This window comes from Phyllobacterium phragmitis (assembly GCF_002980495.1).
In the GTDB taxonomy this organism is placed as follows: Bacteria; Pseudomonadota; Alphaproteobacteria; order Rhizobiales; family Rhizobiaceae; genus Paramesorhizobium; species Paramesorhizobium phragmitis.
This window is the reverse complement of sequence record NZ_PVBR01000091.1, coordinates 1-517: the sequence shown is the minus strand read 5'-3', so window position 1 is coordinate 517 and position 517 is coordinate 1. Positions and strand designations below refer to the sequence as shown.

Below are 517 nucleotides of genomic sequence, written 5' to 3'. Positions count from 1 at the left end.
CTTACTCAACGATGGTGGAGACGATGCCGGCGCCGACGGTGCGGCCGCCTTCGCGGATAGCGAAACGCAGCTTCTCTTCCATCGCGATCGGCACGATCAGCGTCACGTCCATCGTGACGTTGTCGCCGGGCATCACCATCTCCGTGCCTTCCGGCAGTGTCACCACGCCCGTCACGTCGGTCGTGCGGAAGTAGAACTGCGGACGGTAATTGGTGAAGAACGGCGTATGACGGCCACCCTCGTCCTTGGTCAGGATGTAGGCTTCCGCCTTGAACTTCGTGTGCGGCTTCACCGAACCCGGCTTGCACAGGATCTGGCCGCGCTCGACGCCTTCACGGTCGACACCGCGAAGCAGCGCACCGATGTTGTCGCCGGCCTGGCCCTGATCGAGCAGCTTGCGGAACATCTCCACACCCGTCACCGTCGTCGTCGACGTCGGGCGGATACCGACGATCTCGACCGTCTCGCCAACCTTGACAATGCCGCGCTCGACGCGCCCGGTCACCACCGTGCCGCG

1 protein-coding gene is annotated in these 517 nt (G+C 64.4%); it reads right to left on the bottom strand.

Going from position 1 to position 517, the window contains the following annotated elements:
* Nucleotide 1: 1 nt before the first annotated feature.
* Nucleotides 2–517, bottom strand: a 516-nt coding sequence (locus tag C5748_RS27470) for an EF-Tu C-terminal domain-related protein (RefSeq protein WP_105746212.1), incomplete at its 5' end; no start/stop codon positions are given.